This is a genomic window from Ancylobacter koreensis, from assembly GCF_023016525.1.
GTDB lineage: Bacteria > Pseudomonadota > Alphaproteobacteria > Rhizobiales > Xanthobacteraceae > Ancylobacter > Ancylobacter koreensis.
Genome location: NZ_JALKCG010000007.1, coordinates 190238 through 215409 on the forward strand (window position 1 = coordinate 190238; position 25172 = coordinate 215409).

The following is a 25172-nucleotide window of genomic DNA, read 5'->3' on the forward strand; positions in this document are numbered from 1 at the left end:
GGGATCGACGTCGGCCTCTCCGGGACAAGCTTCGCCACCCGCCCGCTCAGGCGGGCGTCACGCGCCAGATGCAGTCGCCGACATCGTCGACCACCAGGAGGCCGCCGCGCTTGTCGACCAATACGCCGACAGGCCGGCCGAGGGCCTTGCCGTCCACGCGGAAGCCGCCGAGGATTTCCTCCGGCGCTCCGGCCGGCGCCCCGTCCGCGAAGGGGACGAAGATCACGCGGTAGCCGGCCGGCGGGTTGCGGTTCCACGAGCCGTGCTGGCCGATGAACACGCCGTTCTTGAAGCGCGCGCCGAAGCGCTCGTCGTCGACGAAGGTGAGGCCGAGCGAGGCGGTGTGGCAGCCGAGCGCGTAATCGGGCTTCAGCGCCGTCGCCACGAGGTCCGGGCGCTGCGGCTTCACCCGCTCGTCGACGGTCCGGCCCCAGTAGCTGTAGGGCCAGCCATAGAAGGCGCCGTCCTTCACCGAGGTCATGTAGTCGGGCACGAGGTCGTCGCCGATCTCGTCGCGCTCGTTCACGCTGGTCCAGAGTTCGCCCGTCACCGGGTTCCAGTCCATGCCGACCGGGTTGCGCAGGCCGCCCGCGAAGACGCGCAGCGCGCCGCTGGCGATGTCGACCTCAAGGATCGCCGCGCGGTTCTCCTCCTCCTCCATGCCGAATTCGGCGACGTTGGAGTTCGAACCGACGCCGATATACAGCTTGGTGCCTTCCTTGTTGGCGACGAGGCTCTTGGTCCAGTGATGGTTGCGGCCCGCCGGCAGGTCGCAGATCTTCACCGGCGGCACGTCGATGCGGGTGGTGCCCTCCACATAGGGGAAGCGCACCAGCGAATCGGCATTGGCGACATAAAGCTGGTCGCCGACCAGCGCCATGCCGAAGGGCGAGGTGAGGTTCTCGATGAAGGGCAGCTTCACCTCGGCGAAGCCGTCGCCGTCGGCGTCGCGCAGCAGGGTGATGCGGTTGGCGCTTTTCACCCCCGCGCCGGCGCGGGTCATGACGAAGCCCATTGCCCACCAGCGCAGGCTGAAGATGCCGGCCGGCCAGGGCGGCGAGGCGGTCTCGGCGACGAGGATGTCGCCGTTCGGCAGTTCGTAGATCCAGCGCGGATGGTCGAGCCCGGCGATGAAGGAACCCACCTTGAAGCCGGGAGCGGGCTTCGGCGCGGCGCCTTCCGGCCAGCCGATGGCGGGCGCGATCTTCATGATCGGGATCAGCGTCGGCTTCGGCTTGGGCAGGTTCGGCGCGGCGCCGTAGCCCTCGTTTTCCGCCAGCGCCGGGGATTTGCGCAGGGCGGTGAGCAGGTGGACCGTTCCCGTGATGCAGGCGCCAAGGAAACCGCTGATCTTCACATAATTGGCCATTGTCGGCTCCGGCTGTCGGGAAAGCGCCATCTCATCGCGGAGCGCGCTGCAGCGCAATACCCCGAAGGATCATGACCAAGCGTCAATTCCGCGGTTTCACGGCGCCGGGGCGGCGAGCAGGGCGGCGGTGGCGTCAGCGCTCTCGGCGAGGCGCTTGACCGGCAGGATGTGCGGCTCGGCCGATTTCGCCAGTGCGGTCAGATCGAAGCGGGTGAAGTTGAGGCTCGTATAGTCGCGCAGGAAAAACAGCTTGCGGTCGAGGTCCGACAGGCTGGTCCAGGAGGTGAACTCGGTCGCGTAGGGCGCGCCGGCCGCCTCCTGGAGCCCTTCGACTTCCAGATGGCCGCCGCCCTGGGCGGGATAATCGATGCTGACGCCGCGCGGGCGGTCGAAATTGTTCATGATGTGGCCGAGCGTGCGCACCGCCAGATCGGGCGTCGCCGCCTTCTCGGTGAAATGCGCGTAATAGGCCGCGCGCACGAAGCGGCCGACCGAGGTGTTCGAGGCGGGCAGGGCGGCCGTGGCGATGCCGGAATCGGGCTGCGCCACCTTGAAGCCGCCGAAGGCGCCGGTGGAGCGGTCGACATTCACCAGATGCGTGTAGTTGTTGAGATTGGTGAGGTGCCAGCCGAATTCGGGGCCGTTGGTCATCACGCCTACCGGGTTGTCGTGCACGCTCATCTGGCCGCGATTGAATTCCAGCACCAGCGAGTGTCCGGCGGCGTCGTGCACCACGTAGTGGAACGGCGAGACCACGCCGCCGAGAATGGCGAGCGGCACCAGCTCGATGGGCTGGCCGGCCAGCGCCTCCTTCACCTGCGCCACCGTGTCGAACTGGCCGAGGCACCAGCTTCCCAGATCCGAGGCGGAGAGCACGGCCTGCGTCATCGCGACGGATTCATGCTTGCCGGCGGCGGTGGGGTAGGACAGCAGGCTGAACGTCAGCCCCTTGTCGTTCATTCCCTCCAGCACCTTGAGGTCGTCCATCCGCAACGGCGCCTCAGCGGTCGGCACGCGGGCGGGCATGGTGACGGCGAGCACGGCGTTGCGCCCGGTGTAGTCGACCGGGGGATGGCCGGGAATGTCCGAGCGCGTGGCGAAGCCGGCGGGCAGATAGGCCATCAGGTAGGGCAGGTCGACGGTCAGTTCGAGCGTGCGGCCGAAATAGGGCTTGCCGGCGGTGTCGCGATAGATGAGCGAAGTGCACATGTCCCGTCTCCTGCTCTGCCCCCGGAGGGCCGGGAGGTCGATGCGCCGGCGGGTCTGTTGCCGGCAAATCATCGGCCGGGCTCCTCGCCGGCCTCCCCGGTACTTGGTGGCACACTCTGCACGGCGCGGAAAGCTGGAACACCCTCGCGTACCGGCGCCGCCACCCGGTGCGTGTCGCCTTTTCGGCTACGGGAGCGGGGATGCGCGGGAGGGATTGAGGCGGCGTTTCCCACGGGCGCCGCGTCGATCCGGGCATCGCGGGAATTTGATCTTCCCCCAACGGCTTGTTACGCCTTTGCAGGCGTCGACACCGACTCGCGAGGCCCTGCCGGGAGGTAGCCGTTGCAGCATGAAGCCCGCGTCCCGGACGGATCCGGTCGGTGGCAACGCCGCCGCGAGGCGATGGTGCGTGCGGCGCTGGCGATCGGCTCCACTCTCGGCGTTTCAGGCTGCGCGCCGCTCGGCGCGCCGACCGTCGCCATGTTCGGCGCCTATTTCCCTTCCTGGCTCGCCAGCGCGCTCGTCGGCATTCTCGGCGCGGTGCTGGTGCGGCTGGTGTTCATCCGCGCGGGTATCGACGACGCGATCCCGGTGCGGCTGCCGGTCTATGTCTGCATCGCCTTTGGCATCGGCTTCCTGTTCTCCCATCTCGGCTTCGGGAGGTAGGCCATGGAAGAGGGCGCAAACGGCGGCGGCGGCGAGGTGAAACGCCGGCTCGGCATCGTGGTCAGCCTGCTGGCGCTGGCGGCGGCGGTGGTGTTCGGCTGGCGTTTCTTCCAGAATGCCGAACTCAACCCGCTCTCGCAGGATGCGGTGCTCACCGCGGATATCGCGGCCATCTCGGCGGCGGTGCCGGGGCGCATCGTCACCATCGCGGTGAAGGAGAACGACGCGGTGCGCAGGGGCGACCTGCTGTTCGCCCTCGACCCCGCCACCTATCGCCTGCAGGTCGAGCAGGCGGCGGCGGACCTCAAGCTTGCCGAGGCGGGTTTGGCCGACAAGCAGCGCGCCGTCTCGGCCGAGCGCACCAATGCCGTCATCGCGCATGAGCAGGTGACCCGCGCGCGCTCGAACCTCGAACTCGCCACCCAGACGCTGAGCCGGCTGGAGGCCCTGCGGCCCAAGGGCTATGTCAGCCAGCAGCAGGTGGACGACGCCGCCACCGCCAAACGCGACGCTGACGTGAGCCTGCGGCAGGCGGTGCAGCAGGAGGAGGCCGCCACCGTGCTGGTGAGCGACACCGCCGCCGCCGTGGCGCTGGTCGAGGCGCGCCGGGCGGCGCTCGCCATCGCCGAGCGGGCGCTGGAGGATACGCAGGTGCGCGCGCCCTTCGACGGCAAGGTGGTGGGACTGGAATCGGCGCCCGGCGGCTATGTGCTGCCCGGCCAGTCGGTCTTCGTGCTGATCGACACCGGGGCGTGGTTCGCCTCCGCCTCCTATGTCGAGACGGAACTCGCCGGGATCAGGGTCGGCAACTGCGCCACCGTCTACGCGCTGGCGAACCGCGACGTGCGCATCGAAGGCCGGGTCGAGGGCATCGGCTGGGGCGTCGCCTCGCAGGATGTGATCAACCTGCCGCGCGTCATGCCGATCGTGCCGAAGACGCTCGACTGGGTGCGGGTCGCCCAGCGCTTCCCGGTGCGGATCCGGCTCCTCGATCCTCCCGCCTCCCTGATGCGCGCGGGCGCGTCCGCCACAGCGATCGTGCACCATGGAACGGACTGCTGAAACGCTGAGGCCGCCCTCGCCCTGGGCCGGCGTGTTCCGGCAGGCCGGGCGCGACCTGCTGCCGTTCCCCGGCCGCTTCGCCATGACGTGGCGCGTTGCCCTGCTGTGTGCGCTCGTGACGGGCGTGGCGATGCTCTACAAGGTGCCGGAATCGGCAATCAGCTGCTATCTCATCATCTTCCTGATGCGGCCGAACGGCGCCGAAAGCGTCGGTCAGGCGATCGGCGTGACGATTCTCATCAGCGTCGTCGTGCTGGGGCTGGCGCCGGTCATCCAGGCGACGGCGGATAACCCGTTCCTGCGCATCGCGGTGATCGCCGGCACCTCCTTCGGCTTCCTGTTCCTCTCCTCGGCCACCCAGCTCGGCGAGATCGGCGCGATCATCGCGCTGGTCATCGCCTTCGTGATGACGTTGGTCGATCAGGTGCCGGCCGGCGAGGTGGTGACGCGCGGCCTGCTCTATGCGTGGCAGATGGCCGTGATGCCGATGGCGATGATGCTCGGCTTCTGCCTGATCTTCAGCACAGGGCCGCACACGCTGCTGCGCGCGACGATCACGCGCCGGCTTGCCGCCGTCGCCGCCTTCCTCGCCGGGGAGCCGGACGGGCGCGCGCGGCTGCGCGAGGAACTGGCGCGCGGCAATGAGGAGGCCGGCAAGCAGGCGAAGCTCGCCAGCCTGTTCCACACCGCGCCGACCGCAACCGTCGGCTGGCTGGCGGGTGCCGCTGCCTCGACCTACCGGCTGATGCTTGCCGCGCTGGCCCTGCCGGCCGACGCTTCCGCCGAGCGGGCCGCGCTCGCCGTCCGCTGCCGCACGTCGGCGGAAGCGGTCGCCATGGGCGGCAGGCCGATGGACGAACCGGGCGAGGGCGGCGACGGGCCGGCCGCTGCGGCGCGCGAGGCGCTGGAAGCTCTGGCGCGCCCGGACGGCGGCGGCGCGGTGAGCGAGAAGCCGCCCTTCTTCGCTCCCGATGCCTTCACCAATCCCGATCACCAGCGCTTCGCGCTGAAGACCACGGCGGCGGCGATCACCTGCTATCTGATCTATTCGATCATCGACTGGCAGGGCATCCATACCGCGCTCGTCACCTGCTACGTGGCGGCGCTCGGCACCACGGGTGAGACGGTCCGCAAGCTGGCGCTGCGCATCACCGGCTGCCTGATCGGCGCCGCCCTCGGGCTGGGCTCGATCCTGCTCGTCATCCCGCATCTGGAATCCATCGGCGGGCTGATGGCGCTGGTGTTCTGCGCCATCATGGTCGCCGCCTGGGTGTCGTCGGGCAATGAGCGCATCTCCTATGGCGGGGTGCAGATCGGGCTCGCCTTCCTGCTCACCGTGCTCGACGGCTTCGGCCCGTCCACCGACATGGACGCGGCGCGCGACCGCGTGGTCGGCATCCTGCTCGGCAATCTCGTGATCTATGCGATCTTCACCCAGATCTGGCCGAAGGGCGCCGCCGTCGAGGTGCGCGAGCGCGTGGCGGGGGCGCTGGAGACGCTGGCGCGGCTGGCGGCGCTCGCCACGCCCGAGCGGGCGCGTGCCGTGAGCGAGGCGGCGCGGATCGAGGTCGAGGTCGACAAGGCGGGGGCGGGGCTCGACCTCCTGCCGTTTGAGCCGGCCTATCAGCGTCCCGCCGCCGCTGAGCTGCGCCGCCTGCGAGGGCTGGTCGCCGAGCTGCGCGAGACGCTTCCCGCCCTGCTCTTCGCCTCCGAGCTGCCGCCCGACACGCCGGAGCGCCTGCGCGCGGCCGCCGTGCGGGTCGCGGGCGAGGGTGAGGCGGGGCCGGCGGAGGCGGGCGAGGAGCCCGATGAATCTGCCTCGTCTTCGGCAACGGGTCTGGCCCTGCGCCTGCGGCGTCTCGAAACTCTGGCGGCGGGGTAGGGCGATGGGATGTTTCGCCGCGCTTCTGCCCCTGCACCGCCTGTTCGGGCCGGCGCTCGTCTTCGCCGCTGCCATGGCGATCGCCGGCTGCGCCACCAGCGCGCTGAAGACCGCGCCGCAGGATCCCTCCTCGCCCTGGACCGGGCATGAGGGCGACGCCAGCGCCTTCGGCGACGTACCCGGCGATACCCAAGCCCCCGCGGCCGCATCGCCGGTGAAGGACTTCTCCGTGCCGGCCGATCCTGAAGCGTCGATGCTGGTGCCGACGCCCGGCGTCGAGACACGGCATAGCTACGACCTGCCCCAGCTCATCGACGTCGCGCAGAACCAGAACCCGCTCACCCGCGTCGCCTGGCAGCAGGCGCGGCAGGCGGCGCTGGCGACCGGCATGGTGGAAGCGACCTATCTGCCCTTTATCTCGGCCAATGTGATCGGCGGCTGGCAGGACTTTTCCGCGCCGCTTCCGGTGCAGGTCGGCGACACGAAGGAGGTGACGACGAAGGTCGAGGGCGTGTCCTCGCAGCTCGCGCTGCAATGGCTGCTGTTCGATTTCGGCCAGCGCGACGCGCTCCACAAGGCGGCCCGGCACAATGCGACAGCCGCCAACGTGCTGTTCAACGGCGCGCACCAGAAGATCATCTATGCGGTGACGCGCAGCTATTTCCTCTATGGCGCGGCGCGCAGCCGCGTGCGGCTGGCCGAACAGAACCTCGCCAACAGCCGCAGGATCGAGGATGCCGCGCGCGAGCGTTCCGACAAGGGCCTCGGCACCACGGTGGAGGTGGCGCAGGCCCGCCAGCAGGTGGCGCAGGCGCAGTTCGGGCTGGTGCAGGCGCAGGGCGGCGAGCGCGACGCCTATCAGGTGCTGCTCGGCGCTGTCGGCGTCTCGCCGATGACCGCCATCAAGGTGCGCGAGGCGAGCGGCCGGCGCCTGCCCGACAGCGTCGGCGCGCCGACCGAGGAGATGATCAAGGCTGCGCTGGCCCGCCGCCCGGATGTGCTGGCGAGCCTCTCGGCCATGCGCGCCAGCCAGTCCGCCATCGGCGCGGCGCAGGCCGAGTTCCTGCCGAAGGTGTTCCTCGGCGCGGTCACCGGCGCGGGCGACGCCAGCTTCAGCGCCACCGGTCTGCCCACCATCGGCCAGCAGGCCTCCGCCACCGGCGTGCTCGTCGGCGTGACCATGCCGCTCTACGATGGCGGCCTGCGCGCCGCACAGCTCAAGAACGCGGAATCGCTTGCCGCCGCCACGCAGGCGACCTTCCAGAAGACGCGCGACGACGCCGCGCGCGAGATCGTGGTGAGCGCGGACACGCTGCGCTCGGCGCTCGCCTCCTACCGCGCGGCGACGGCGCTGGCCGAGGCGGCGGCCGTGACCTATGACGCGGCGCTCGACGCCTATAAGAGCGGCGTCGGCAACATCACGGTGGCGACGGCGGCCGATAGCGGGCTGCTCACCGCCCGGCAGGCGCAGGCCGACGCGCACGCCGCCTCGCTGGTGGCGGCGGCCAACCTCGCCTTCGTGCTCGGCGCCATGACGTCGAGCGAACTGCCGGGCAGCCTCGCGCGGCCCTGAGGGCGCGCCTCAGCCGATGGTCATCAGGCTGGCATTGCCGCCGGCCGCCGCCGTGTTGGTGCTTACCGAGCGCTCCAGCATCAGCAGGTCGAGCGGGTAGAGCTCGCCGCGCGCCAGCGCGTCGGGGGCGAGGCCGTGCACCAGCACGATAGGCCCGTCGCGTCCGGCAATGGTCTCGTTGAGCTGGCGCAGCGCGTCGCCGTCGCCCTCGAAAAGCACGGCGTCAAAGGCGGCGCCCGCGAGGCTGTCGACCATGCCGATGCGCGCCTTCACCGCCTCCGGCAGCGCCGGCAGGAAGGAGCCTTCCAGCAGCACGCGGTTGCCGGTCGCGAGAGCCGAAGCGATCTGCACGGCGAGGCCCTTTTCCGTGGCGGCCAGGCACAGCACCGTGCCGCGCGGCGACAGGGCGTAGAGGTTGCGCTCGCCCACCGGGCCGGCAAGCTCGACACGATGGCCGTAAGGCGAGGCGTCGACCGCCCGGCCGGCGAGGTCGCGCGTGTCGGGGTCGGACTGGAAGTCGACCCAGAGCCGCGCCTCCTCGGGAATGCCGGCGGCGGGAAGCGTCCCCGCAGGGCGCGTCGCCAGCAGGCGGCCGAGATAAAGCGGCCCACCCGCCTTGGGCCCGGTGCCGGAGAGCCCGTGGCCGCCGAAGGGCTGCACGCCGACCACCGCGCCGATGACGTTGCGGTTGACGTAGACATTGCCGACCTCGATGCGCCAGCCGACATGGGCGATGGTTTCGTCGATGCGGGTGTGCAGGCCGAAGGTGAGGCCATAGCCGGTGGCGTTGATCGCGTCGATCAGCGCGTCGAGATCGTCGCGGCGGTAGCGCACCACATGCAGCACCGGGCCGAACACCTCGCGCTTCATCTCCGCGATGTCGTCGATCTCGATAAGGGTCGGCGACACGAAGGTGCCATGGCGTGCGTCCTCGCCGAGGGCGAGCTGCTCGACGCGGCGCCCGGCCTTGCGCAGGCGCTCGACATGCGCGTCGATGCCGGCCTTCGCCTCTGCCGTGATGACCGGGCCGATATCGGTCGACAGATGCACCGGATTGCCGACCGCCAATTCCTTCAGCGCGCCGCGCAGCATCTCCAGCATGCGGTCGGCGACGTCTTCCTGCAGGCACAGGATGCGCAGCGCCGAGCAGCGCTGGCCGGCGGAATCGAAGGCCGAGGACAGCACGTCGGCGACCACCTGCTCGGCCAGCGCCGAGGAATCGACGATCATCGCGTTCTGCCCGCCGGTCTCGGCGATCAGCGGGATGACGCTGCCATCCGGGTTCAGCCGGCCGGCAAGCTGGCGCTGGATGAGGCGCGCCACCTCGGTAGAACCCGTGAACATGACGCCGCGCGTGCGGGTGTCACCTACCAGCGCCGCGCCGACATCGCCGGCGCCGGGCACGAGTTGCACCGCGCCCGCCGGCACGCCCGCCTCGCGCAGCAGGTTCACCGCCGTGAAGGCGATGAGGGGCGTCTCTTCGGCGGGCTTGGCGAGCACCGCATTGCCGGCGGCGAGCGCGGCGGCGACCTGCCCGGTGAAGATGGCCAGCGGGAAGTTCCACGGGCTGATGCAGACCACCGGGCCGAGCGGGCGGTGGCTGTCGTTGGAGAAGCCGTCGCGCACCTGCGCGCCGTAATAGCGCAGGAAGTCGACCGCCTCGCGTACCTCGCCGATGGCGTTGGGGAAGGATTTTCCCGCCTCGCGAACGATGATGCCGAGGAGCTGCGGCAGACGCGCCTCCATCAGCTCGGCGGCGCGGAACAGGCAGGCGGCGCGCTCGGCCGGCGGGGTGGACTGCCAGATCGGTGCGCTGGCCTGCGCGATCTCCATGGCGCGCGCGACGGTCTCGGGCGTCGCCTCCTCGACCGTGCCGACAATATCGCGGCGGTCGGCCGGGTTCGACACCGGGCGGGCGATGCCGGGGGCGGGGCCGTCGCCGAGGAGCGGGGTGGCGTGCAGCGGCGCGGCGCTGCTGGCGAGCAGGGCGGCGGCCAGCGAGGCCAGGCGCTGCTCGTTGGAGAGGTCGAGCCCGGCCGAGTTGCGGCGCTCCGCCCCGAAAAGATCGGCCGGCGCGGCGATGCGCGGGTGCGGCGCACCGAGCGGCTCGATGCGCAGCGCGGCGTCGACCGGGCTCTCGACCAGCTCGTCCACCGGCACCTCCGGGTCGGCGATGCGGTTCACGAAGGAGGAGTTGGCGCCGTTCTCCAGCAGCCGGCGCACGAGATAGGCGAGCAGGGTCTCATGCGTGCCGACGGGCGCGTAGATGCGGCAGGGCCGGCCCAGCTTCTCGCGGCCGACGACTTCCTCATAGAGCGGCTCGCCCATGCCGTGCAGGCACTGGAATTCATATTGCCCGGCATAGTAGTTGGCACCCGCCATTTCCATGACGGTGGAGAGCGTCTGGGCGTTATGGGTGGCGAATTGCGGGAACACCGCGTCGGGCGCGGCGAGCAGCTTGCGGGCGCAGGCGAGGTAGGAAACGTCGGTATGGACCTTGCGGGTATAGACCGGGAAGTCCTCGAGCCCGTCCACCTGCGCGCGTTTGATCTCGCTGTCCCAGTAGGCGCCCTTGACCAGACGCACCATGAGCCGGTGACCGGAGCGGCGGGCGAGGTCGACGAGATAGTCGATCACATAGGGGCAGCGGCGCTGATAGGCCTGAACGACGAAACCGATGCCGTTCCAACCGCTTAGGCTCTCTTCGAAACAAAGCGATTCCAGAAGGTCGAGCGAAATCTCCAGCCGGTCGGCCTCCTCGGCGTCGATGTTCAGGCCGATGTCGTAGTGCCGGGCGAGTTTCGCCAGCGTGACAATGCGCGGCAGCAACTCATTGATAACGCGCGAATATTGCGCGCGGCTGTAGCGCGGGTGAAGGGCCGAGAGCTTGATCGAGATGCCCGGCCCCTCATAGATGCCGCGCCCGGCCGAGGCCTTGCCGATGGCATGGATCGCCTGCTCGTAATCGGCGAAATAGCGCTGCGCGTCGGCCTCGGTGGTGGCCGCCTCGCCCAGCATGTCGAAGGAGTAGCGAAAGCCCTTTGCCTCCATGCGGCGCGAATTGGCCAGCGCCTCGGAGATGGTCTGGCCGGTGACGAACTGTTCGCCCATCATCCGCATGGCGACGTCGACGCCCTTGCGGATCAGCGGCTCGCCGCCGCGCCCGATGAGCCGCGTGAGCGCGCCGGAAAGGCCGGCCTCGCTGGAGGTGGAGGTGAGCTTGCCGGTGAGCACGAGGCCCCAGGTGGCGGCGTTGACGAAGAGCGAGGGGCTCTGGCCGACATGGGCGTGCCAGTCGCCATGGCCGATCTTGTCGCGGATCAGCGCGTCGCGGGTGGCGCGGTCGGGAATGCGCAGCAGCGCCTCGGCGAGGCACATCAGGGCCACGCCCTCCTGACTGGAGAGCGAATATTCGTGGATCAGCCCCTCAACCGGACCCTTCTGGCCCTTCTCGCGCAGCGCCTCGACGAGCGCGCGGGCGCGGGACTTCGCCGCCTCGGCCTTCGCCGGCGGCAGCGTCGCCGGGCCGAGAAGGACCGGGACGGCCTCGGTTTCCGGCACGCGATAGGCATTGGTGATGCGGGCGCGCAGCACGCTCTGCGGCTGGACGCCGCGCGCGAAGGGCAGGAACGGGCTCTCTGCCGCGCCAGCGTCGCCGGAAGTCGCCGCCGCCTCGTCCGGGGGCAATATCGCCGCGAGGCCGAGTTCCGTGCGCTCGACGGCGACGGTGAGTGCCTGCTTGACGAGGGCGTGCACGGTGCAACCCTCGCGCTCGGCAGCGGCCTTGAGGCGCGCGCGCAGCGCCTCGTCGATCTTCACGCCGATTGTGGTCGCGGTCATGAGGCGAGGCTCCCGGGAGAGATGCGGACAACAAAGTGTAACCGTTAATCCCTAGAGGTGCAACCCGATGAAGCCGGTGTAACCCGCCTCGACGGCGGTGGGCTCGCGGGCCGCCGCCCGTGTCGTACGATCCGGTCACATCGAGGATACTCCTTGCGGCGCGCCCGGGCATACCTACGTGCAGGCAATGACCCGTCTCTCCCGCGTTCCCCTCTCCGTGCTCGACCTGTCCTTCGTCGCCTCGAACGGCACGGGGCCGCAGGCGCTGCGCGACACGATCGAACTCGCCCGCCACGTCGATGCGCTCGGCTATGAGCGTATCTGGGTGGCCGAGCATCACAATCTCCCCTCGGTGGCCTCCGGGGCGCCGGACATCATGGCCGGCCAGATCCTCGCCGCGACCGGGCGCATCCGCGCCGGCTCGGGCGGAGTGATGCTGCCCAACCATTCGCCGCTGATGGTGGCGGAGCGCTTCAAGGTGCTGGAAGGCCTCTATCCCGGTCGCGTCGATCTCGGGCTCGGCCGGGCGCCGGGTACCGACCATCTCACCTCGCACGCGCTGCGCCGCCGGCAGGACCTCGACCCCGGCGACGACTTTCTCGACCGGCTGCGCGAGCTGATGGCGTGGGACACTGGCCAGTGGCCGGCGGACCATCCCTACCGCAACATCAAGGTGATGCCGGTTGATGTGAAGCTGCCGCCGCTCTGGCTGCTCGGCTCGTCCGGCTACAGCGCGCGGCTCTCGGCGCAGATCGGCGTCGGCTTCGCCTATGCCCACCATTTCGCCCAGCACGATGTGCTTGACGCGATGCTGAGCTACCGTGCCGCCTTCCAGCCCTCGGACCGGCTGGCCCAGCCGCATGCCATCCTTGCGCTGGCGGTGGTCTGCGCGCCGACCGACGACGAGGCCGAATGGCTGGCGGGCAGCGTCGACCTCGCCCATCTGCGGCGCGCGCGCGGCGGGCACGATCCGATCCCCACGCCCGAGGAGGCGGCGGCCTATCCCTATAGCGAGGCCGACCGGGTGTTCATCCGCCGCAACCGCGAAAAGGTGCTGGTCGGCGGGCCGGAGAAGGTGGCGGAGGGGCTGGAGCGCTTCCTCGACACGACGCTGGCGGACGAGCTGATGATCGCCACCGCGATTCCCGACCTCGCGGCGCGCAAGCGCTCCTTCGAGCTGGTGAAGGCGCTTCAGGCGGCGCCGGTGGAGGCGTGATCGCCTCTCAGTGAAGCGGCGTCATCCCGGACGGCCGTCAGGCCGAGCCGGGATGGCGGGCCGAACGGGGAGCGATCCCGGCTCTCGCCGTGCTCGGCCAGAATGACGTCCAGGAGAGGGTCATGCCTTCCCCCGCGCCGGCCGCGTCACCAGCCAGATGCCGAGCGTGATCGGCACGATGCCGAGAATGTCGAGTGGCGGCACCGCTTCGCCGAGCAGCAGCCAGCCGAAGAACAGGCCGAGCGGCGGCATGAGGAAATGCAGGCTCGACGCCGCCGTCGCCGTGGTGCGGGTGAGCAGGTAGAACCACAGGCCGAAGCCGCCGATCGACACGCCGACGACAAGGAAGGCGAGGCCGCCGAGGAGCTGGGCGGTGAAACGCACATCGCCCGGGTTTTCGAAGGCGAGGGCGACCGGGATGAGGACGATGCCGCCGGCGAGGCACTGGATCGCGGTGCCGGTCCACACGCCGCCGCGCGGCGCGAAATATTTGAAGCCGAGCGTGCCGGCCGCCAGCGCCGCGACGCCGCCGGCGATGAGCAGCGTACCCTCAAGGCTTTCATGCGCGCCGGCGAGGCGCGAGCGCAGTACGATCACCACCCCGATCAGGCCAAGCCCGATGCCCGCCGCCTTGCGCAGGCTCATCCGCTCGCCGAGCAGGGGGCCGGCGCCGAGCGCCACCAGCAGCGGCAGGCAACTGGTGAGCACCGCCGTGTAGGCGGAGGAGGTGAAGGTGAGCGCAGTCCAGTTGAAGCCGAGATAGACCGCGTTGTTGAGGATGCCGATCATGATCAGCACCGCGAGGTCGCGCCGGCGCAGCACCGGGCGTCCGTCGATCAGCCGCGCCAGACCCAGCATGAGCGTGCCGGCGATGAGCAGCCGCACGCAGAGCAGCGTCAGCGGCGGGCAATCGGCCAGCGCCAGCTTGGCGCCGGCGAAGGCCGACGACCACAGGATGCAGAACAGCGCCACCAGCAGTGGCAGCGGCAGGCGCATAAGTGTGTGTGGCGCGGCGGCGTGGCACGCGCCGGCGCTCGATGCGAGGGGCATCGGTCATCTCCATCGGTTGATGGCGTGCAACCTAGGCGAAGTGTGATGGATCGGAAAACGAGATGTTTTCATGGAGTGCATGAGAAAATCCGATCCAGACAGTCGGCCGGTTCAGGGCCGCCAGCCATAGATCCAGCGATAGCGCTCCAGAACTGCCTCGCCGGAGCGGGCGCGCATGACGAGATCGCGCGCCATCCGGGCCGGGCCGGCCAGGTGATAGATCCGGTCCATGCCGCGCGCGGCGCGCTGCACGCGAGCGGTGCGCGGGCGGCGCAGCGCTTCGTAGCGGCGCAGCGCGGCGGGAATGTCGGCCTCGCCGGAGAGTGCGTCCGCCAGCACCACGGCATCCTCGATGGCCTGCGCGGCGCCCTGCGCGAGGAAGGGCGGCATGGCGTGGGCGGCGTCGCCCAGCAGCGTCACCGGGCCGTCGCCCCATTCAGGCAGGGGATCGAGATCGAACAGCGCCCAGCGCAGCCAGCGGTCCGGCGCGGCGAGCAGGGCGTGCGCGTCGCGGCTCCAGCCGCGATAATGGGTGAGCAGGTCGCCCGGCAGGCCCTCCTCGCTCCAGCCATGCACCTCGCGCTCGTCCGGCGTCACCGCGACGAGGTTGATCGCCTCGCCGGCCTGCACCGGATAGGAGACCAGATGCGCGCCGGGGCCGAGCCACAGCCGCGTCACCGGCTCGGCGAGAGGTGCGGGCAATGCGTCCGCCCGCACGGTCGCCCGCCAGGCGGCGCGGTGGCGGAAGGAGGGGCGTACCTCGGGATGCAAGGCGAGGCGCACCGCCGAGCGCAGCCCGTCGGCGCCGATCAGCGCCTGCGCTCGCAGGGGCTCCTCAATGCCGGCGAGGTGCAGGGCAATGCCTTCCGGCACGGTCTCGAAGCGGGTGAGCGCGTGGCCGAGGGTGAGCGAGATCGCCGGCGTCGCGCGCACGGCGGCGAGCAGGGCGGCCTGAAGATCGGCGCGGTGGATGACGATGAAGGGACCGCCGAAGGCGGCCTCGGCGGGGTCGCCCATGGGTGCGCCGGTGAGGCGGGTGCCGCGCCGGCCGTCCATCACCTCGAAGCCGCGCGGCACGACGGCGCGCTCCGCGACGCGCTCATAGATTCCGAGGGATTTGAGGCAGCGTGTGGCGTTGGCGGCGAGCTGGACGCCGGCGCCGGCCTCCTCCAGCACGCGAGCGCGCTCGACGAGCGCGACCTCGAAGCCGGCGCGCGCCAGCGCCAGCGCGGCGGTGAGCCCGCCTATACCGGCTCCCGCTATGGCGATGCGGCGCGCGGCCACCGGAAAGCGGCCGGTCAGGCGGCGGCCGGCGTCTCGTAGAGGCTGCCCGGAGGGTTCGATTCGGTGCCGTGCAGGTGCCCGTCGAACTTGTAGAGCGTCGAGCAATAGGGGCAGATGATCTCGTCGTCCGAGCCCATGTCGAGGAAGACATGCGGGTGGTCGTAGGGCGGCAGCGCGCCGACGCACATGAATTCCCGGGCGCCGATGGAGATGCTCGGCACGCCCGCCGAATTGTGGAAGTGGGGAACGACGTGGCCCGCCATGATGTCCGCCTGTCCGCGCTTGCGTTGAAATCGGCGCGACCATAGCCGCTGGCGGCGGCGCGTCCAAGGGGGCGGGCGCCGCCGTGGGCGGGGCTGTGGGTCGCAGGCCGGGCGCTCGGCACGCGGAGCGAGGGCTTCCGCTGCGTCGCGAACCCCATCGCTTCGCCACAATGAAAGCCTAGGAGATACGCCTGACGCGTCCGCTCGCCCCCTGCACGCCATCCATGTACCGCTTCTTCGCCGCCGTCGGTTTCCTCTTCGCCTTTGCCGGCGTCGCCCACTGGGTCGTGCCGGCGGGGCGGCAGGCCTATGCGCTGGTGGCCGCGCGCGACGATGCGGCACGCCTCGCCGACCTGCAGCTTGAGGGCGTGCTGACGCCGCAGCGCGCCGCGAGCGAGATCGACGCCGCTCTGGCGCAGGACGATGGCGAACTGGCGGCGAGCTTCGTTGAACTCGCAGAGGCGCGCGGCATCGAGGTCTCGCCCGAGCAGCAGGCGCGCATCGCCCTCGCCAACGCGCCGGGTGCCCGCTTCGCACGCGGCGCGGGCCGCTTCGGGCAGGGCTTCCTCACCGGCGAGGGCGAGGACCTCGCGGGTCTCGCGGGCGCCACCGCAAGCGACCTCACCGTCTGGGGCGACGTGCGCGACCTCGGCCGCGAGGCGATTCACTGGGCAAAGGGAGAGCCGGTCGACCGGCTGATGGTCGATCTCGCCGGCGCCGGCATCGCGGTGACGGGGGCGACCTATGCCGCCTTCGGCGCGCCGCTGACGCTGCGGGCGGGGCTTTCCGTGCTCAAGGGCGCGCGGCGTGCCGGCGCCATGGGCGGGCGCTTCGCGGGAAATCTGGCGACTGCGCTGCGCGGCGGGCGCAAGGCGGAAGTCGCGACCCTCGTCGCCGATCTCGGCGCGGCGGGCTCAAAGGCCGGCACGCGCGCCACCTTCGCGGGGCTGCGCCATGTCGACGACGCGGCGGGCGCGGCGCGGCTGCGCGGGCTCGCCGAGGCCAAGGGCGGCCAGACGCTCGCCATCGTGAAGACGCTGGGGCGCGGGGCGCTGTTCGTCACCGAGGCGATGGCCAGGCTTGCCTTCTGGGTTCTCGCCGCGGCTGCCAACCTCGTCGGACTGGTGGCGTCCTTCAACTCCACCGTAGTGGCGATGCTGCGCCCGCTGTGGAAGAAGAAGCGCAGCCGGGCGCCGCTGCCCGCCTGACGCGAGGAGGCTCCCATGCGTTCCCTTGTAGCCGCCGCCCTGCTGCTGCTCGCCATTCCGGCGGGCGCGGCGGAGAACCGCTGCGGCTGGCTGGTCAATCCCACGCCCGGCAACTGGTATCTCTCCGACCGCGACGGTGACTGGTGGATGCGCTCGCAGGGCGGCATGGAGGCGGTGGGCTTCGACAATTTGCCCGATTTCGACATGAAGCAGTATGTGAAGCTGCAGCCCAACGGCTACGGCTATGGCTGCGCCTGCGTCAGCGCCGACACCGACAAGGCCGAAGGCAACATCACGCGCATCTATTCCGGCAAGATTTTGCCGCTGTCGCGCTGCCGGAACGACAAGACGCTGAAGACGCCGGGTTAGCGCGTGCATGGCCGCCATGAGGCGGTCCCGCTTGGCAGGGCGGGTCGACCTCTCTAGCGTGCGGCTCCTTCAAGGGAGCGTGCCATGCCGACCTTCAGCCATGACGGTATCGAATTCGCCTATCTCGACGAGGGGCGGGGCGATCCCATCGTGCTGGTGCACGGCTTCGGCTCGACCAAGGAGATCAACTGGGTCGGGCCAGGCTGGGTCTCGACGCTGACGCGTGCCGGGCGGCGGGTGATCGCGCTCGACAATCGCGGCCATGGCGCCTCGGCCAAGCTCTACCAGTCCGAACTCTACGATCCTTGGCTGATGGCGCGCGACGTGATCGCGCTGGCCGATCATCTCGAACTGAAGCGCTTCGATCTCATGGGCTACTCCATGGGCGGACGCATCGGCACCTGCGCGGCGCTGCTGGCGCCGGAGCGGGTGCGCAACCTCATCCTCGGCGGCATCGGCATCCATCTGGTCGAGGGCGCCGGCCTGCCGATCACCATCGCCGACGCGTTGCGGGCGCCTTCGCTCGACCATGTGACGGACCCCATGGGGCGGACCTTCCGCGCCTTCGCCGACCAGACGAAGAGCGACCGCGAGGCGCTGGCCGCCTGCATCGTCGGCTCGCGCCGCACGCTGACCCGTGAGGAGGTGGCGCGCATCGCGGTGCCGACGCTGATCGCGGTGGGCACGCGCGACCCCATTGCCGGGGCAGCGCGCCCGCTGGCGGCGCTGATCCCCGGCGCGCGGACGCTCGACATTCCCGACCGCGATCACATGGTGGCGGTGGGCGACAAGGTGTTCAAGGAAGCCGTTCTCGGCTTTCTCGCTGAGCCGCGCTGAGAGGGCAGGGCAGGCGGCGGTAGCGTGTTGTTCCTTGCATTTCGATTCAAGAGCGCCCGAAAGCCGAGTCGTTTGAATCGCTTGCAGGCACTTGTTCGCGCATCGATTCCGGTCGTCTTCACAAACTGATTCAGGAAATCGCCGGGCAACGCTGGGGGTGCGCTTCTATGCGCAAACGCAAGGTTCCCCGCGTAGGATCACCCTATCGGCTGTGCTAGGCTGCCACCAACTCGGGATATCCGCCGGCGCCCGCGCGCGACCGGCGAAGGAAAAAACCATGGCGCAGAATACGCTTCAGCGTGTCGAGTCGGCGCGCCCGCTCGACAAGGTCGATCCGGTCTGGTCGCGCATCCGCAGCGAGGCCGAGGATATCGTGGCCAAGGAGCCGGCGCTTGCCAGCTTCGTGTTCTCCACCGTTCTCTACCATCCTTCCCTCGAAGAAGCGGTCGGCCACCGCGTCGCCCAGCGGCTCGACCATGTGGATATGCCCAGCCACCTCATCCGGCAGGCGTTCCGCGAGGCGGTGACCGAGGACCCGGAGCTGGGCCTCGCCATCCGCGCCGACATTCTGGCCGTGTGCGACCGCGACCCGGCCACCGCGCGGGCGGTGGAGCCGCTTCTCTATTACAAGGGCTTCCACGCCATCCAGGCGCACCGCCTCGCGCACTGGCTGCTGAAGAGCGGGCGCAAGGATTTCGCGCTCTATCTCCAGAGCCGCGCCTCCGTGGTGTTCCAGGTCGACATCAACCCCGCCGCCCGCTTCGGGCGCGGCATCTTCTTCGACCACGCCACCGGCATCGTGGTGGGCGAGACGGCGGTGATCGAGGACAATGTGTCGATCCTGCAGGGCGTGACGCTCGGCGGCACCGGCAAGGAGCATGGCGACCGCCACCCGAAGATCCGCAGCGGCGTGCTGCTCGGGGCCGGCGCCAAGGTGCTGGGCAATATCGAGGTGGGCCGCTGCGCCCGCGTCGCAGCCGGCTCCGTGGTGCTCAAGGCGGTGCCGCCCGCCACCACCGTCGCCGGCGTGCCGGCCAAGGTGATCGGCCAGGCGGGCTGCGCGGAGCCCTCGCGCAGCATGGACCAGATGTTCGACGACCTGCCCTTCCTCGGCGAGGCCATCTGACGGCCGGCGACCGGAGACGGGGGTAAAGCGCGGCGGGCCGGTTGCGCCCGCGCGCCGGGCGTGGCAAGCCTGCGCCCCAACCAACATCCGGGAGTACCGACTTTGGAAAAGAAGGACCTCGATCGCGTCCAGACCTATATGCGTCGCCTGTTCACCAACACGCAGATCCGGGTCGTCGCGCGTCCGAAGAAGAAGGACTCCGCCGAGGTCTATATCGGCGAGGAGTTCATCGGCGTCCTGTTCGAGGACAAGGAGGACGGCGACCTCTCCTACAACTTCCAGATGGCGATCCTCGACACTGATCTCGAAGACTGAGCCCGGAGAGGCGCTGAGATGGCAATCTACGCTCTCGACGGGGTGGCGCCGGAACTGCCGGCGCTCGGCCGCTACTGGATCGCGCCCAATGCCGAGATCATCGGCAATGTCGCGCTCGGCGACGAGGCGAGCGTGTGGTTCGGCACGGTGATCCGTGGCGACAATGAGCGCATCACGCTCGGCGCGCGGGTGAACATCCAGGAACTGTGCGTCCTGCACACCGACCCGACCTTTCCGATGACCATCGGCGAGGACTGCACCATCGGCCACAAGGCGATGCTGCACGGCTGCACCATCGGCGCCAACAGCCTCATCGGCATGGGCGCGACCATCCTCAACGGCGCCAAGATCGGCCGTAATTGCCTCGTCGGCGCCGGTGCTCTTGTCACCGAGGGCAAGGAATTCCCCGACAATTCGCTGATCGTCGGCGCGCCGGCCAAGGTGATCCGCACGCTGGACGAAGCGTGGGAGAAGCGCATCCACGGTACCGCCGCGCATTACGTGCGCAACTGGCGGCGTTTCGCCGAGGGATTGCGGAAGATCGACTGAGGCTCTGCCCCTGTCTCGTCATCCCGGCCGAGCGCAGCGAGAGCCGGGATCGTGCTCCATGACGTCACGCGATCCCGGACCGGCCTGCGGCCGTCCGGGATGACGGCGGGCCTCAGTTCCGGCCGACCGAGTAGGGCGCCAGAACGTCGCCGAGCGACACCCAGCTATCGACATTCTCCTGCGACTGGCGCTTGACGAAGCGATAGCCGGTCTCGTGCCACAGCACGATGGCCTCCTCCTGATTGTCGAGCACCAGGTCGCCCCGGTCGGTGATCACGGTGAGCACGGCATGGCCATCTCCCTTGCGGTCGCGCACCACGGTGACGAGCAGCGTGTCGGCGGGCCAGCCGAGCGCGATGAGCCTGCGGCGCTTGAGCAGCGCATAGTCCTCGCAATCGCCATAGCCGTCGGCCGGGTAGGTCCAGCGCTCGATCTCGCCGTAATGGTCGATGTCGGTCATCGGCTGGATACGCCGGTTGATATCTTCGTTGACTTCGCGGAGCTGCGCATAGGTGGCGTCGGTGAGCGCCACCATGCCGCCATGCCCGCGCGGGGCGCCGCATTCGCCGGGGTTCTCGGCGCAGAAGCGCGCATAGCCGAGCGGCACGGTGGTATTGACGCCGACCGTCATGTTGGCGGCGAAGTTCGAGAACATCGCCACCCGTTCCTTCGCCTGTACCGGCGTGGCCGACAGGCCGGACGCCAGCGCTACTGCGAAGATCGTGCCCATTACCGTCGCTCTAGTCGCGAGGAGGGCCCGTTCGAGCCTCTTTTTCATCGCGTACCTCATCCCTGTCTATGGATGAGATCATAGCGAAGAGGTTTTTATGCTCGTCTAAGCGATGCCGAAGATTCGTCACAACGATGAACATGGACTGTTAACGTGTCTTTTTACTGCCGTTAACCAAGGCAATAGGCAAACTGTTCATCACGTGGATTAAGCCCCCTGCAAGCCGGGAGTGCCTTGCGGGGTCGGCAGCGAGTCGCCCGTGCAACGGCGGCGAGCCTTGCCGCCGCGCGCGCGGCAGCCTATGTGATCGAGGTGCTCGAACCGCCCCGCCTCGCCGCGCAGAGACGCGAACCCATCCTCAACGTGCCGCCGGTAATCACCGTGCTGGCGGCGGTGATGCTGGCCATCCAGCTCATCCGCGACTGGGTGGACCCGGACACCGGCGTCGAGATCCTGGCGCTGTTCGCCTTCATCCCCGCGCGCTTCGATCCTTCCGTGCTGGCCGAGGGCGTGCTGCCGGGCGGCACGGCGGCGGACATCTGGACCTTCGTCACCTACGCGTTCCTGCATGGCGGCTGGTCGCATGTCGGCCTGAACCTTCTGTGGATGCTCGCCTTCGGCACGCCGGTGGCGCGCCGCTTCGGGGCGCTGCGCTTCCTCGCCTTCTTCGCCGTGACGGCGGCGGCGGGCGCGGGGCTGCACCTGCTGACCCATGAGGGCGAGCTGGTACCGATGATCGGCGCCTCGGCGGCCGTGTCGGGCTGCATGGCGGCGGCGCTGCGCTTCATGTTCGCCCATGAGGGCTACGCCATGTGGCGGCCGGACATGGCGGACGAGGTGGCCCATTTCCCCGCCCCGCCGCTGCTCGCCGTGCTGCGCGACCGCCGGGTGATCGGCTTCGTCGCCGTGTGGTTCGCCATCAACATCGCCTTCGGGATCGGCGCGCCGGCCGGCATCGTCGACGGCAGCGTCGCCTGGCAGGCGCATATTGGCGGCTTCCTCGTCGGCCTGCTGCTGTTCCCGCTGTTCGACCCGATCGGGCGCCGGCCGGACGACGGGCGGCACATACGTCGCTACGGGCGCTGAGCCGCCCCGCACTAACGCTGCGGGAACCTATTGCCTGACACAGCGTAAAGACGGATCATCCTTCCATAAGGCTCACCCGCAATGCCGGGAAGAAGCCGAGAACAGCGGGCGACGGGGCGAACACCGGCAGCACCGCCGATGCCGGGAAGGAGATACGCCATGACGGTTCGTAAGATCTTGGAAGAAAAGGGCTTCGACGTTCAGACGATCGGGCCGCAGGAAACGCTGCGCGCGGCGACCGAGCTGCTCGCCGATAAGCGAATCGGTGCCATCGTCGTCACCGACGGGGAACGCCGCGTGGTCGGCATCCTCTCGGAACGCGACGTGGTGCGGGTGATCGGGCTCGACGGGCCGGGCCGGCTCGACGACGCGGTCGCCTCCGTCATGACCTCGAAGGTCGTGACCTGCGACGGCAACGAGACGGTTCACCAGATCATGGAGCACATGACGGCCGGCCGTTTCCGCCACCTGCCGGTGGTGCAGGACGGGCGCCTCGTCGGCATCATCTCCATCGGCGACGTGGTGAAGCATCGCCTCGCCGAGATGGAGAACGAGAGCCACGCCATGCGCGAATACATCATGTCCGCCTGAAGCATCGACGGCCCGGCTGTGATGGCCGGGCCGGCGCCGATTCTTGCTCAGAAGCGGGGGGTATCGGTCTTCTTCGGCGCGCCGTAGACCGTCGAGGGGTCGTAGAGCTTGCCGGCATCGTTCACGCTGAGCTTCAGCGCGGGCGAGGGCGCATTGCCGAGCGGCACCGAACGGAAGAAGCAGGAGCGGTGTCCGGTGTGGCACGAGGCGCCCGGAACGCCCGGGGCAAGCTCAGCCATGCGCACGCGCAGTAGAACGGCGTCCTGGTCGCAATCCACCCGCAGCTCGACCAGCTTCTGGATGTGGCCGCTCTCCTCGCCCTTCTTCCACAGCCGGCTGCGCGAGCGGCTGTAGTAATGGGCGACGCCGGTCTCGATGGTCAGGGCCAGCGCCTGCGCGTTCATATGCGCGACCATCAGCACGGCGCCGTCATCAGCATCGACCGTGACGGCGGTGACAAGCCCGGCGGCATCGAATTTCGGGGAGAGGCGGTCGCCTTCCTCGATCTCGGCGGTGCTGCCGCGCGGGGCGAAAGTGGCGTCGGTCACGGCAACCTGCTTGTGCGCGGCGCGCTCACGGACGCATGCCGCGCAGCAGGCTCATGAAGCGAACCTGCTCCTGCGGGTCGTCGCGGAACACGCCGGTGAACTGGGTGGTGACGGTGGAGGCGCCCTGCTTGCGCACGCCGCGCATGGCCATGCACATGTGCTCGGCCTCGATCAGCACCGCCACGCCGCGCGGCTTGAGGGCCTCGTCGATCGCGGTGATGATCTGCGAGGTGAGATGTTCCTGCGTCTGCAGGCGGCGGGCGAAGAGGTCGACGATGCGCGCGATCTTCGACAGGCCGACAACGCGCTCGACCGGAAAATAGGCGACATGCGCCTTGCCGACGAAGGGCACCATGTGATGCTCGCAGTGCGAGTAGAACTCGATGTCGCGCACCATTACCATGTCGTCGAAATTGCCGATCTCGCCGAAGGTGCGGTCGAGAATGGCCTCCGGGCCGGCACGGTAGCCGCTGTAGAATTCCTCATAGGCGCGCACGACGCGCTTGGGCGTGTCGAGCAGCCCCTCGCGGGTGGGGTCGTCGCCGGTCCAGGCGATCAGCGTGCGGACGGCGGCTTCCGCCTCTTCGCGCGAGGGGCGGCGCTCGGCGGCGGCGGCTTCGATTTCGTTCTGGGCACTACGCATCAGAGTCTTGAGCACTGCATCCATGACGGACTCCGTTCGACGGCGCGATTTCCCAACCGGACGCCGAGGTTTCGCCGGTTCGATACGCCATACGCGCCATCTCCCGCCCTGGATCAGCGACGCATCCCGACCATAGCTTTCCTGCGAACGCACCGGAAGGGATATCCGGCTGTTGCTTTCGCAGGGCGGCCACCGCACCTATATAGGCCGGTGCCGGCAGGCCGCAACGTGGGCGAGGGCGGCATTTGCCGAAGCGAACGGACAAGGCATGCTGAACGAAATCTACAATCGGCGCATACTTGAACTGGCAGCCGACATACCACGGCTGGGCCGGCTTGCCGCGCCCGACGCGTCGGCAACCGCGCATTCGAAACTTTGCGGCTCCACCGTCACCGTCGACCTCGCGCTGCGCGACGGCGTGGTGGCCGATTTCGCCCATGAGGTGCGCGCCTGCGCGCTCGGGCAGGCCTCGTCCTCGGTGATGGGCGAACTCGTCGTCGGCTCGACGCCGGCGGAACTGCGCGAGGTGCGCGAGGCCATGCGCCGCATGCTCAAGGAGAACGGCCCGCCGCCCGGCGGGCGCTGGTCCGAGCTTGCCGTGCTGGAGCCGGTGCGCGACTACAAGGCGCGCCACGCCTCGACGCTGCTGACCTTCGACGCCGTGGTCGACGCGCTCGACCAGATCGAGGCACGCGCGAGCGCGGCGCAGGCGGCGGAGTAGGGGCTTTTCGCGGGCCGTCATCCCGGCCGAGCGCAGCGAGAGCCGGGATCGTCATCCGCCTATCGGCACACGATCCCGGATCGGCCTGCGGCCGTCCGGGGTGACGACGAGTGTGGCGGCGGTCTCACGTCCCGGAGCGGGTCTAGCGCTCGGTGAAGAAAGTGAACAGCACCTCGCCCTTTTCGCCGGTGAGGCAGAGGAAGCGGTTGGCGCTGTCGGAGCGGTCGCGTTGGATATAGGCCTCGCCCATGATGACGCCCTTCACCGGCGTGTCGCCGAGCTTGGCCTCGGCCTGCGCGATGGTGAGCCCGTCGACGTCGATATAGATGTCGGTGATCGAGGGCGAGCGCAGCTTCAGCTTGGCCAGCGCGTCGGCCTTGCAGGTGGCGACGCGCTGCATGTCGGGGTCTACCTCGGGCGACGCCGCTGCCGACGCGTCCGGCTGGGTGTCGCCGGCGGCGGGAGCAGGCGCGGCGGGCGGCTGCTGGGCCGAGGCGGGCGCCGCTACGACGAGACTGAAGGCGCTGAGGCCGAGGGCAAGAGCGAGTGTCGCGGGAACGCCATGGATCGTCATCGTCACCTCCCCATTCGCCTTCCGGGCTCGCCGGTGCGCGTGAAGGGCAACGCCGGGCGCCGGGGCCGGTTCCCCGATAGGGGCGGGCGGTGACGAACCCGCCGAACCCTGCGACGCGGCTGCGCAGTCATGCCGCGCGCCTGCCGCGCCTTCTGATGCGGGTGCCGATCCTCGTCTATCGCTACACCTTCTCGGCCTTCATGGGCCGGCAGTGCCGCTATCTCCCGACCTGCTCCGAATTCGCCGAGGAGGCCATCGAGAGGCATGGCGCCTGGGCGGGCGGCTGGATGGCGGCGGGGCGCATCTGCCGCTGCCATCCCTGGGGTGGCGCTGGCTATGAGGCGGTGCCGGTCGAATTGCCGCCCAAAGCCGCGTGGTATATGCCGTGGCGCTACGCGCGGACCCCTCACGGCGAGGTGTCGCGCGACTGACCGAAACAAGCCTAACTGAAACGAGCCTAC

The 25172-nt window shown here is 69.7% G+C and carries 25 protein-coding genes; 15 read left to right on the forward strand and 10 right to left on the reverse strand.

Annotation, left to right across the window (positions count from 1 at the left end; translation table 11 throughout):
- Positions 1-46 precede the first annotated feature (46 nt).
- The gene (locus MWN33_RS16110; RefSeq protein WP_247202053.1) at positions 47-1369 is read right to left on the reverse strand and encodes a PQQ-dependent sugar dehydrogenase; all 1323 of its coding nucleotides are present in this window, start codon (positions 1367-1369) and stop codon (positions 47-49) included.
- Positions 1370-1465: 96 nt separating this feature from the next.
- Positions 1466-2578: a linear amide C-N hydrolase gene (locus MWN33_RS16115; protein ID WP_247202054.1), complete on the reverse strand. Its 1113-nt coding sequence runs from the start codon at positions 2576-2578 to the stop codon at positions 1466-1468.
- A gap of 402 nt (positions 2579-2980) precedes the next feature.
- Between MWN33_RS16115 and MWN33_RS16120 the strand changes: the two genes are divergently transcribed.
- From MWN33_RS16120 to MWN33_RS16135, 4 genes are read left to right on the forward strand one after another with little or no spacing between them, the layout of a single operon-like run.
- A complete protein-coding gene (locus tag MWN33_RS16120) occupies positions 2981-3244 on the forward strand; it encodes a YtcA family lipoprotein (RefSeq protein WP_247202055.1) in 264 nt (87 codons plus the stop codon).
- Positions 3245-3247: 3 nt separating this feature from the next.
- Complete coding sequence (mdtN, locus tag MWN33_RS16125; RefSeq protein WP_247202056.1) at positions 3248-4306, forward strand: multidrug transporter subunit MdtN; 1059 nt, start codon at positions 3248-3250, stop codon at positions 4304-4306.
- Positions 4290-6188, forward strand: coding sequence for an FUSC family protein (locus tag MWN33_RS16130; protein WP_247202057.1), 1899 nt, complete (start codon positions 4290-4292; stop codon positions 6186-6188). The genes mdtN and MWN33_RS16130 overlap by 17 nt, the downstream gene beginning before the upstream one ends.
- A gap of 4 nt (positions 6189-6192) precedes the next feature.
- Positions 6193-7761: a TolC family protein gene (locus MWN33_RS16135; protein WP_247202058.1), complete on the forward strand. Its 1569-nt coding sequence runs from the start codon at positions 6193-6195 to the stop codon at positions 7759-7761.
- 9 nt (positions 7762-7770) lie between these two features.
- Here the strand turns inward: MWN33_RS16135 and putA are convergent, their stop codons facing one another.
- Positions 7771-11601, reverse strand: a complete 3831-nt coding sequence (gene putA / locus MWN33_RS16140) for a trifunctional transcriptional regulator/proline dehydrogenase/L-glutamate gamma-semialdehyde dehydrogenase (protein ID WP_247202059.1) — start codon at positions 11599-11601, stop codon at positions 7771-7773.
- 187 nt (positions 11602-11788) lie between these two features.
- Between putA and MWN33_RS16145 the strand changes: the two genes are divergently transcribed.
- On the forward strand, positions 11789-12817 hold the full coding sequence (locus MWN33_RS16145) for an LLM class flavin-dependent oxidoreductase (protein WP_247202060.1): 1029 nt from the start codon (positions 11789-11791) through the stop codon (positions 12815-12817).
- Between the two features lie 120 nt (positions 12818-12937).
- On the opposite strand, the gene MWN33_RS16150 is transcribed toward MWN33_RS16145, so the two are convergent.
- From MWN33_RS16150 to MWN33_RS16160, 3 genes are all read right to left on the reverse strand, one after another.
- Positions 12938-13867: a DMT family transporter gene (locus tag MWN33_RS16150; protein WP_247202061.1), complete on the reverse strand. Its 930-nt coding sequence runs from the start codon at positions 13865-13867 to the stop codon at positions 12938-12940.
- A gap of 111 nt (positions 13868-13978) precedes the next feature.
- Positions 13979-15151 carry an FAD-dependent monooxygenase gene (locus MWN33_RS16155; RefSeq protein ID WP_247202062.1) on the reverse strand — a complete coding sequence of 391 codons (1173 nt, stop codon included), beginning with the start codon at positions 15149-15151 and terminating at the stop codon, positions 13979-13981.
- Between the two features lie 14 nt (positions 15152-15165).
- On the reverse strand, positions 15166-15414 hold the full coding sequence (locus MWN33_RS16160; protein WP_247202063.1) for a zinc-finger domain-containing protein: 249 nt from the start codon (positions 15412-15414) through the stop codon (positions 15166-15168).
- Positions 15415-15638: 224 nt separating this feature from the next.
- Between MWN33_RS16160 and MWN33_RS16165 the strand changes: the two genes are divergently transcribed.
- The 6 genes from MWN33_RS16165 (at position 15639) to MWN33_RS16190 (ending at position 19818) form a co-directional block, all read left to right on the forward strand.
- Positions 15639-16622, forward strand: a complete 984-nt coding sequence (locus MWN33_RS16165) for a hypothetical protein (RefSeq protein WP_247202064.1) — start codon at positions 15639-15641, stop codon at positions 16620-16622.
- A gap of 15 nt (positions 16623-16637) precedes the next feature.
- Positions 16638-16991 (forward strand): DUF4087 domain-containing protein, encoded by a 354-nt coding sequence (locus MWN33_RS16170; RefSeq protein ID WP_247202065.1) that lies wholly within the window; start codon positions 16638-16640, stop codon positions 16989-16991.
- Positions 16992-17075: 84 nt separating this feature from the next.
- Positions 17076-17828 (forward strand): alpha/beta fold hydrolase, encoded by a 753-nt coding sequence (locus MWN33_RS16175; protein WP_247202066.1) that lies wholly within the window; start codon positions 17076-17078, stop codon positions 17826-17828.
- 277 nt (positions 17829-18105) lie between these two features.
- Positions 18106-18954, forward strand: coding sequence for a serine O-acetyltransferase (gene cysE, locus MWN33_RS16180; protein ID WP_247202067.1), 849 nt, complete (start codon positions 18106-18108; stop codon positions 18952-18954).
- Between the two features lie 102 nt (positions 18955-19056).
- Positions 19057-19269: a DUF3126 family protein gene (locus MWN33_RS16185; protein ID WP_247202068.1), complete on the forward strand. Its 213-nt coding sequence runs from the start codon at positions 19057-19059 to the stop codon at positions 19267-19269.
- 18 nt (positions 19270-19287) lie between these two features.
- Positions 19288-19818, forward strand: a complete 531-nt coding sequence (locus tag MWN33_RS16190) for a gamma carbonic anhydrase family protein (RefSeq protein WP_247202069.1) — start codon at positions 19288-19290, stop codon at positions 19816-19818.
- Between the two features lie 112 nt (positions 19819-19930).
- Here the strand turns inward: MWN33_RS16190 and MWN33_RS16195 are convergent, their stop codons facing one another.
- Complete coding sequence (locus MWN33_RS16195) at positions 19931-20548, reverse strand: transglutaminase-like cysteine peptidase (protein ID WP_247202070.1); 618 nt, start codon at positions 20546-20548, stop codon at positions 19931-19933.
- A gap of 312 nt (positions 20549-20860) precedes the next feature.
- On the opposite strand from MWN33_RS16195, the gene MWN33_RS16200 reads away from it, so the two are divergent.
- The gene (locus MWN33_RS16200) at positions 20861-21634 is read left to right on the forward strand and encodes a rhomboid family intramembrane serine protease (protein WP_247202098.1); all 774 of its coding nucleotides are present in this window, start codon (positions 20861-20863) and stop codon (positions 21632-21634) included.
- Between the two features lie 159 nt (positions 21635-21793).
- Positions 21794-22225 (forward strand): CBS domain-containing protein, encoded by a 432-nt coding sequence (locus MWN33_RS16205; protein WP_247202071.1) that lies wholly within the window; start codon positions 21794-21796, stop codon positions 22223-22225.
- Positions 22226-22272: 47 nt separating this feature from the next.
- Here the strand turns inward: MWN33_RS16205 and hisI are convergent, their stop codons facing one another.
- Positions 22273-22773, reverse strand: coding sequence for a phosphoribosyl-AMP cyclohydrolase (gene hisI, locus MWN33_RS16210; protein ID WP_247202072.1), 501 nt, complete (start codon positions 22771-22773; stop codon positions 22273-22275).
- A 25-nt stretch (positions 22774-22798) separates the two neighbouring features.
- Positions 22799-23440 carry a GTP cyclohydrolase I FolE gene (folE, locus tag MWN33_RS16215; RefSeq protein WP_247202073.1) on the reverse strand — a complete coding sequence of 214 codons (642 nt, stop codon included), beginning with the start codon at positions 23438-23440 and terminating at the stop codon, positions 22799-22801.
- 244 nt (positions 23441-23684) lie between these two features.
- Here folE and MWN33_RS16220 point away from each other — a divergent pair, with 244 nt between their 5' ends.
- Positions 23685-24137 (forward strand): iron-sulfur cluster assembly scaffold protein, encoded by a 453-nt coding sequence (locus tag MWN33_RS16220; RefSeq protein WP_247202074.1) that lies wholly within the window; start codon positions 23685-23687, stop codon positions 24135-24137.
- Between the two features lie 142 nt (positions 24138-24279).
- Here MWN33_RS16220 and MWN33_RS16225 read toward each other — a convergent pair whose 3' ends face one another.
- Positions 24280-24711 (reverse strand): hypothetical protein, encoded by a 432-nt coding sequence (locus MWN33_RS16225; protein WP_247202075.1) that lies wholly within the window; start codon positions 24709-24711, stop codon positions 24280-24282.
- A gap of 152 nt (positions 24712-24863) precedes the next feature.
- Here MWN33_RS16225 and yidD point away from each other — a divergent pair, with 152 nt between their 5' ends.
- Complete coding sequence (yidD, locus tag MWN33_RS16230; protein ID WP_425532016.1) at positions 24864-25142, forward strand: membrane protein insertion efficiency factor YidD; 279 nt, start codon at positions 24864-24866, stop codon at positions 25140-25142.
- Positions 25143-25172: the final 30 nt, after the last annotated feature.